This is a genomic window from Actinophytocola sp., from assembly GCF_036402745.1.
Taxonomy (GTDB): domain Bacteria; phylum Actinomycetota; class Actinomycetes; order Mycobacteriales; family Pseudonocardiaceae; genus Actinophytocola.
On record NZ_DASWSJ010000272.1, the window covers coordinates 1 to 8,137 of the forward strand.

The window sequence follows — 8,137 nt, forward strand, 5'->3', positions numbered from 1 at the left end:
GGTCCGACCACACGCCCGCCGCGATCCGCCCGGCCGCGCCGACCACCTGCACCATCGCGACCAGCAGGCCCGCGGCCACCGGGCTCCACCCGCGCTCGGAGGCGAGGAACGTGACCGCGAACGTGGCCGCCACGAACTGCGGGACCACCAGCAGCGCGCTCGCCGAGTGCAGCCGCAGCAGCGTGGTCGCCGGCTCGTCCCGGTACGGCGACGCCGCCGCCCCCGGCGCCGAGGCCGCGGGCCGGGGCGGGTCGATCACCACCACCGGCACGAGCACGGCCGCCACCAGACACAGGACTGCCGGCAGCGCGACGGCCGGCTCGAACCCCCAGCGGTGCCCGATCGCCGGCAGGGTCGCCGCCGCGATGCCGACGCCGATCGGCTGCGCGGTCTGCCGGATACCCATCGCGAGCCCGCGCTCGGCCGTGGCGAACCAGCCCAGCACCACCCGCCCGCTCGCCGCGTTGACCGACGCCGCGCACGCCCCGGCGAGTATCAGCCCGGCGCCGAACGCGACAAGCCCGGGCAGCGCGAGGCTCGCCAGGAGCAGTCCGCCGGTGGCCGTGAGCCCGACGGTCATCACGATCCGCTCGCCGTACCGGTCTGCGGCCGCGCCCCACGCGATCAGCGCGAGCAGCATGCCCAGCATCGGCGCGGACACCAGCAGCCCCGCCTCGGTCAGCGAGACGCCGACGTCGTGCTGCAGCTCGGGAATGAGGAACGGCAGCCCGTACAGGAAGCTCGATGTCGTCGCCTGCGCGGCGATCCCCACGGCGAGGATCGACCACCGTCGAGTCATATCCGGCACCGTAACCGCCGGCTCCTGAATCCTGGGAACGATCTCTCACATATTGGGCCACCGCACGGCTCGTTGCTGGGGTTGGCCCCAGGGTCGATTCGGGGGCGTCCCTGATGTCGCTCGGTCGCGCTCGGCCATAGCGTCGAACGGACGCAAGCTTGATGAGTGGAGGGGCAGCGCAAATGGGGATCGCAAGGGTGGTCGCGGTGACCGCGATCGGCGTGGCCGGGCTGGGTGTGCTCGGCGCGTGCGGCTGGGACATGGGCGGCAAGGCGTACAGCGACTCCAACGGGGTCGGGCAGGAGTTCGGCAGCGTCCGGTTCGCCAACGACTCGGGCAACGTCACCATCCGCACCGGCGACTCGGTCACCGTCCGGCGCGAGGTGCACTACACCGACGAGAAGCCCGGCGAGGACACCTTCCGGGTGCACAGGGGCGTGCTCGAGCTCGACGGCTGCCCCACCCGGGGCTGCTGGATCGACTACGACGTCACGGTCCCGGCCGGCACCACGGTCAGCGGTGCGGCCGACTCCGGCACCGTCGACCTCACCGGCGTCGCCGAGGCCAACGTGCGGGCCAGCTCCGGCGACGTGCGGGTCAAGGACGTGGCCGGCGCGGTCAACGTCGAGGCCGACTCCGGCACCGTCGAGCTGTCCGGCATCGGCGGCACGGTCGTCGCCAAGGCCGAGTCGGGCAACGTCTCCGCCACCGACGTCCGCGGCGGGGTCACCCTGCGGGCGTCCTCCGGCGACGTCGAGGCGCGCGGGATCGGCGGCGCGGCCCAGGTCGACTCGTCCTCCGGCAGCGTGGTGGTGGAGCTCACCGCCGCGCGGGACGTGCGGGTCAGGGCCGAGTCCGGCAGCGTCGAGGTGAGCGTGCCGAGCGCCGCGTACAAGGTGCGGCTCAGCACCGGCGACGGCGAGGTCGACAGCCAGGTCGACGACGACGCGAACGGTGACCACAGCCTCGACCTGCACACGGAGAGTGGGAACATCACCGTCACACAGACCTGATCCGGTCGGGAACCATCGGCGCGCCAGCCGCGTTGAGGGGTGCAGGAAGGTTGAGCGACCGGGGCTCAAGTTTGGTTTGACGAGTGATCGCATTCGCCGGCAGACTTGAGCGGGAAGCACTCAACCCACACAGGAAGAGCAGCAGGAGGAAAACCAATGGCGCGAGCGGTCGGTATCGACCTGGGGACGACCAACTCCGTCGTCGCGGTCCTCGAGGGCGGTGAGCCGACGGTCATCGCCAACTCCGAGGGTTCGCGGACGACCCCGTCGATCGTGGCCTTCGCCAAGAACGGCGAGGTGCTCGTCGGCCAGCCGGCGAAGAACCAGGCGGTCACCAACGTCGACCGGACGGTGCGGTCGGTCAAGCGGCACATGGGCACGGACTGGAAGACGGAGGTCGACGGCAAGAGCTACTCCGCGCAGGAGATCAGCGCCCGCGTCCTCATGAAGCTGAAGCGGGACGCGGAGGCCTACCTCGGCGAGCCCATCAGCGACGCGGTCATCACGGTCCCCGCCTACTTCGAGGACGCCCAGCGGCAGGCCACCAAGGAGGCCGGGCAGATCGCCGGCCTGAACGTGCTGCGGATCGTGAACGAGCCCACCGCGGCGGCGCTGGCCTACGGCCTGGACAAGGGCGAGAAGGAGCAGACGATCCTGGTCTTCGACCTCGGTGGTGGCACGTTCGACGTGTCGCTGCTCGAGATCGGCGAGGGTGTCGTCGAGGTCCGTGCGACGAGCGGCGACAACCACCTCGGTGGCGACGACTGGGACCAGCGCATCGTCGACTGGCTGGTGGACAAGTTCAAGCAGTCCGCGGGCATCGACCTCAACAAGGACAAGATGGCGCTGCAGCGCATCCGTGAGGCGGCGGAGAAGGCCAAGATCGAGCTGTCCAGCTCGAACAGCGCCAACATCAACCTGCCGTACATCACCGTGGACGCGGAGAAGAACCCGATGTTCCTGGACGAGACGCTGTCCAGGGCCGAGTTCCAGCGGATCACCAGCGACCTGCTGGACCGCACCCGCGCGCCGTTCAACAACGTGATCAAGGACGCCGGCATCAAGGTCGGCGACATCGACCACGTGGTGCTGGTCGGCGGCTCCACCCGGATGCCCGCGGTGTCCGACCTGGTCAAGGAGCTCACCGGCGGCCAGGAGCCCAACAAGGGCGTGAACCCGGACGAGGTCGTCGCCATCGGTGCGACGCTGCAGGCCGGCGTGCTGCGCGGCGACGTCAAGGACGTGCTGCTGCTGGACGTCACCCCGCTGTCGCTGGGCATCGAGACCAAGGGCGGGGTGTTCACCAAGCTCATCGAGCGCAACACCACCATCCCGACCAAGCGGTCGGAGATCTTCTCCACCGCGGACGACGGCCAGACCACGGTCGGCATCCAGGTCTTCCAGGGTGAGCGCGAGATCGCGGTGCACAACAAGAAGCTGGGCACCTTCGACCTCACCGGCATCCCGCCGGCACCCCGGGGCGTCCCGCAGATCGAGGTCACCTTCGACATCGACGCGAACGGCATCGTCCACGTCAACGCGAAGGACCTCGGCACCGGCAAGGAGCAGTCGATGACGATCACCGGCGGCTCGGCGCTGCCGAAGGACGACATCGACCGGATGGTCAAGGACGCCGAGGCGCACGCCGAGGAGGACAAGAAGCGCCGCGAGGAGGCCGAGGTCCGCAACCAGGCCGAGACGCTCGTCTACCAGACGGAGAAGTTCGTCAAGGACAACGACGACAAGATCCCGGCCGAGGTCAAGGACAAGGTCAACCTCGCGGTCAAGGACGCGCAGGAGGCGCTCAAGGGCACCGACACCGCGGCCATCAAGGACGCGATGGAGAAGCTCGCCACCGAGTCGCAGGCCATGGGCTCGGCCATGTACGCCCAGTCCGGGGCGCAGGCGTCGGGTGGCGGTGACGCCGGTGCCGGCGCGGGTGCCACGGGCGGTGAGCAGGCCGCGCCGGGCGCGGAGGACGTGGTGGACGCCGAGATCGTGGACGAGGACAAGAAGTGACCTCGGACCGACCCGACGCCAACTCCGGAGAGGAGCCGCGAGTCGTGGTGCGCGACCGCCGCCGGATCGACCCCGAAACGGGACAGGTCCGACCGGCGCCCGACTTCGAGCCGAGGACCCAGACGGAGCACGAGCCGGCCGCCCCAGCGGGGGCGGCCGGCCCGGCCGAACCGGGCCAGGAGGCCGAGTTGAGGGCGCAGGAGGCCGAGCTGAAGGCGCAGCTCGACGAGCGCACCGCCGACCTGCAGCGGCTGCAGGCGGAGTACGCCAACTACCGCAAGCGGATCGACCGCGACCGCGAGGTCGTGGTCACCACGGCCAAGGCGTCGGTGGCCCAGGAGCTGCTCTCGGTGCTCGACGACATCGAGCGCGCGCACCAGCACGGCGACCTGACGGGCGCGTTCAAGGCGGTGGCCGACAAGCTCGTCGCCACCCTCGAGCGCGTCGGCCTGGAGTCCTTCGGGCACGACGGCGAGCCGTTCGACCCGTCGGTGCACGAGGCCGTCCAGCACGACACGTCCCCGGACGTGCCGGGCCCCACGGTCACCGCGGTGCTGCGCCGGGGCTACCGGTTCGGCGACCGGATCGTGCGGGCCGCGCTGGTCGGGGTCACCGACCACGAGCCGGGCGGCCCGGTCGAGCCGCCGCCCGCGCAGCCGGACGAGCCGGGTGCGAGCGACTGGTTCGCCCCGGTCGAGGACGCACAAGGTGACAGAGCCAACGACCAGATCTGACCCGGGAGGAGGGGACGTCCGATGAGTGCGAGGGACTGGATAGACAAGGACTTCTACCACGAGTTGGGCGTCCCTTCCGACGCCGGCGACGCGGAGATCAAGAAGGCCTACCGGAAGCTGGCGCGCGAGCTGCATCCGGACGCCAACCCGGGCAACGCCCAGGCCGAGGCCCGCTTCAAGGCGGTGTCCGAGGCCTACGGCGTGCTGGGGGACGCGGAGAAGCGCAAGCAGTACGACGAGGCACGCAGGCTGTTCGGCTCGGGCGGGTTCCGGCCGGGCGGGTTCGGCGGCGGCTTCGGCACCGGCGGCGGCTCCACGTTCGACTTCGGCGACATCTTCGGCGGCGGCCAGCAGGCCGGCACCGCCGGTGGCGGGGGCATCAGCGACCTGCTGGGCAACCTGTTCGGCCGGCGTGGCGGCACGGCGAGCACGGCCAACCGGCCACGCCGCGGGGCCGACGTCGAGACCGAGGTCCGCATCGACTTCGTCGAGGCGGTCAAGGGCGCCACGGTGCCGTTGCGCCTGTCGGCGCCGTCCACCTGCGGCACGTGCCACGGTTCCGGCGCCAAGCCGGGCACCAGCCCGCACACGTGTGCCACGTGTGGCGGCGCGGGGCTCGTCAGCCGCAGCCAGGGCGCGTTCGCGTTCAGCGAGCCGTGCCGCGACTGCCGCGGCACCGGGCGCATCGTCGACGACCCGTGCCCCGAGTGCGGTGGTGACGGCGTCAGCACCCGGACCAGGACGCTCACCGTCCGGATCCCCGCCGGCGTCAACGACGACCAGCGCATCCGGCTGGCCGAGCAGGGCGAGCCGGGCGCGGGCGGCGGGCACGCAGGCGACCTCTACGTGCGCGTCCACGTCACGCCGCACGCGGTGTTCGGCCGGTCGGGCAACGACCTCACCATCAAGGTGCCGGTCACGTTCCCCGAGCTGGCCCTGGGCACCACGCTGGATGTGCCCACCCTCGACGGCAAGGTCTCGCTGCGCGTGGCCCCGGGCACGGCCAGCGGCCGGGTCCTGCGGGTTCGCGGAAAGGGCATCGCCAGGCGCGACGGCCAGGTCGGTGACCTGCTGGTGACCCTGCAGGTGGCCGTCCCGTCGAACATGGACGACAAGGCGAAGGCCGCGCTGGAGGAGTACCTCGCGGCCACGAGCGGGCACGACCCGAGGCCGGACCTCACCACGTTGCTGGAGAAACGGAGCCAGTGATGATCGGAATCCCGTTTCCCCCCGGCGCCGACGAGGACACCCCGGTTTTCGTGATCTCGGTGGCGGCCGAGCTGTCGGGCCTGCACGCCCAGACGCTGCGCGGCTACGACCGGATGGGCCTGGTCTCCCCGGGCCGCACCTCGGGCGGCGGCCGCCGGTACTCGATGCGGGACATCGCCCTGCTGCGTGAGGTGCAGCGCCTGTCCCAGGAGCAGGGTGTCAACCTGGCGGGCATCAAGCGCATCATCGAACTGGAACACGAGGTCGACGCGTTACGCGACCGGGTGGCCGAGCTGGTCCAGGAGCTGGCCGCGGTCCACGCGGCCGCCGAGCAGGCCGCGGCCGCCATCCACCGCTCGTACCGCAACGAGCTGGTCCCCGTGCGCCAGCAAACCGCCCTGGTGGTCTGGAAACCAGCCCCGCGCAACAGGTAGGTCGCGGCAGTGACGAAGGACGGGATCAGTCGACGGTGAACGGGTCGTACGTGATCCGGTCCAGCGAGGTCCCGGCGACAAGCATCCGGGACACGGTCGAGCGAACCATCTGCGGCGAACCGGAGACGAGCACGTCGTGGTTGGTCCACGCCCCGTGCCGGGTCACGGCATCGGCCAGGGTCCCCCGCTCCACGCCGGCGATCTTGGACTCCGTCTCCAGCACCGGCGTGACCTTCAGCCACGGGTTGCTGGACGCGATCAGCTGCAGGTTCTCCAGCTCGTAGAGGTCCGGCCGCACGCGCCCGCCGTAGAACAGCTGCACCCGCGGGTTCTCGCCCCACTGCGCCAGGTGGTCGATGATCGCGCGCATCGGCGCCAGGCCCGTGCCGCCGGCGACCATGAGGACTTCGCGGCCGGCGTTGCGGTCCACCCGGATCCGGCCCATCGGCGGGCCGATCCGCCACGAGTCACCTGGCTGCGCGGTGGCCACGATCGACCGGCTCACCCAGCCGCCCTGGACGGCGCGCACGTGGAACTCCAGCAGGCCGTCCTCGCGGGGCGCGGTCGCCGGCGTGAGGTAGCGCCACATCCGCGGGCGCTGCGGCGTCTCGACGCTCACGTACTGCCCCGGGTGGTACGGCACCGCGAAGTCCGGCTGCACCCGCACGATCGCGAGGTCGCGGCCCAGCCGCAGCCGCTCCACGACCGTGCCCGGCCACCACGCCGGGCCCTCGTCGGCGCTCGACGCCTCCAGCATGGCCCGCGCCATGATCGTGTAGGCCTCGGCCCACGCCCGCTCGACCTCGTCGGTCCAGGCGTCCTTCGCGTACTGCTTGACCGCGGCGAGCAGCGCCATGCCGACGGCCTCGTAGTGACTCGCGATGACGCCGAACTTGCGGTGGTCGCGGCCGAGCTGGCGCAGGAACGGGATCAGGTCGTCCGGCCGGTCCACCATCTGCACCACGTGCACCAGCGCCCGGAGCAGCCGCGAGCGCTGCACCTGCATGTTGACCGGGAACATCTCCCGGGTCGCCGGGGCGATGCTGAACAGCGTCGCGTAGAAGAACTCCGCGACCTTCTCGGCCTGTGGCGCGACGACCGTGAAGCTGTCACGGACGAGCTGCACCATGGCGGTGACCGGATCCGTGGACGGGCCGGCACTGTCCTGGCGCGGGATGGGGCTCACAACGGCGTTTGCGGTCATGGTCGGGGCACAGACTCCAGCTCTACGGCGTCCGGGGTCGACGACGCCTGTTCACTCGCGGTCATCCGTCCCCGACATGAGGACACTAGACGGAATCTCCACGGTTGTCCGCCCTCGTGGCACTTTCGTGTGAGTCGCAACTACGGACAGTGGTCGCGTTGGGACGTTCGGGCGACATGCCGGGAGGGGAGTTCGCATCGTCGGGCGAGGCATGACAACGTGTCCGCCGTGCGTCCAAGCCGGGTTACTCCCACCGGTGTTGCCGATCCAGCGTTGCTGGACCTCGAATTCGCCGATCACAAGCCTGCCGAACCGCCACGCCACCAGCCGGCAGCGGCGGCGGGCCAGCCCGCCCCGGTGTCCTCGACGGCCGCCGCGGGCTCCCCGGCCGACCGCCCAACGCGAAAATTTCACCCAATCGGGTCAACTTCGGCCGCCAACCCGCCCCACCCCCCTCAGCGACCGGCCCAACCGCCACCCCAGCAGCCGGTCCCGCAGCCCGCTCACCAGCCGGTACGCCAGCCGAACGGCCCCCGCGCCGACTTCGCCGGCCGCCAGCGAAATGGACAAACAGGCCACGGGTCACCGACACAGTCCGTAACCCCCGTGACCCAACAGCGCACCACCCGCCGCTCGGCCCCCCGCCCCGCCGGCGACCTCTTCCAGCCGTCCGGCCCACCCGCCGGGCCACAGGCGATCCACCAGCCCGGCCCGGCGGGCCGCCA

7 protein-coding genes are annotated in these 8,137 nt (G+C 71.3%); 5 read left to right on the plus strand and 2 right to left on the minus strand.

The genetic code is table 11. From position 1 onward, the window contains the following. Positions 1-799 (minus strand): MFS transporter (locus tag VGD70_RS25850; protein ID WP_331085721.1); only part of this gene is annotated, 799 nt, incomplete at its 3' end. Between the two features lie 182 nt (positions 800-981). On the opposite strand from VGD70_RS25850, the gene VGD70_RS25855 reads away from it, so the two are divergent. The 5 genes from VGD70_RS25855 (at position 982) to VGD70_RS25875 (ending at position 6,208) form a co-directional block, all read left to right on the plus strand. Next, complete coding sequence (locus VGD70_RS25855; protein WP_331085723.1) at positions 982-1,812, plus strand: DUF4097 family beta strand repeat-containing protein; 831 nt, start codon at positions 982-984, stop codon at positions 1,810-1,812. A gap of 156 nt (positions 1,813-1,968) precedes the next feature. Continuing rightward, positions 1,969-3,831 carry a molecular chaperone DnaK gene (dnaK, locus tag VGD70_RS25860; protein WP_331085725.1) on the plus strand — a complete coding sequence of 621 codons (1,863 nt, stop codon included), beginning with the start codon at positions 1,969-1,971 and terminating at the stop codon, positions 3,829-3,831. Next, entirely contained in the window at positions 3,828-4,565 is a 738-nt protein-coding gene (gene grpE / locus VGD70_RS25865; RefSeq protein WP_331085727.1) for a nucleotide exchange factor GrpE, read from the plus strand. Before dnaK ends, grpE begins: the two co-directional genes overlap by 4 nt. A 21-nt stretch (positions 4,566-4,586) precedes the next feature. Then, positions 4,587-5,774 (plus strand): molecular chaperone DnaJ, encoded by a 1,188-nt coding sequence (gene dnaJ, locus VGD70_RS25870; protein WP_331085729.1) that lies wholly within the window; start codon positions 4,587-4,589, stop codon positions 5,772-5,774. Continuing rightward, the gene (locus VGD70_RS25875) at positions 5,774-6,208 is read left to right on the plus strand and encodes a heat shock protein transcriptional repressor HspR (protein WP_331085732.1); all 435 of its coding nucleotides are present in this window, start codon (positions 5,774-5,776) and stop codon (positions 6,206-6,208) included. The genes dnaJ and VGD70_RS25875 overlap by 1 nt, the downstream gene beginning before the upstream one ends. Before the next feature lie 25 nt (positions 6,209-6,233). Here the strand turns inward: VGD70_RS25875 and VGD70_RS25880 are convergent, their stop codons facing one another. Then, positions 6,234-7,412, minus strand: a complete 1,179-nt coding sequence (locus VGD70_RS25880; RefSeq protein WP_331085734.1) for a globin domain-containing protein — start codon at positions 7,410-7,412, stop codon at positions 6,234-6,236. Positions 7,413-8,137: the final 725 nt, after the last annotated feature.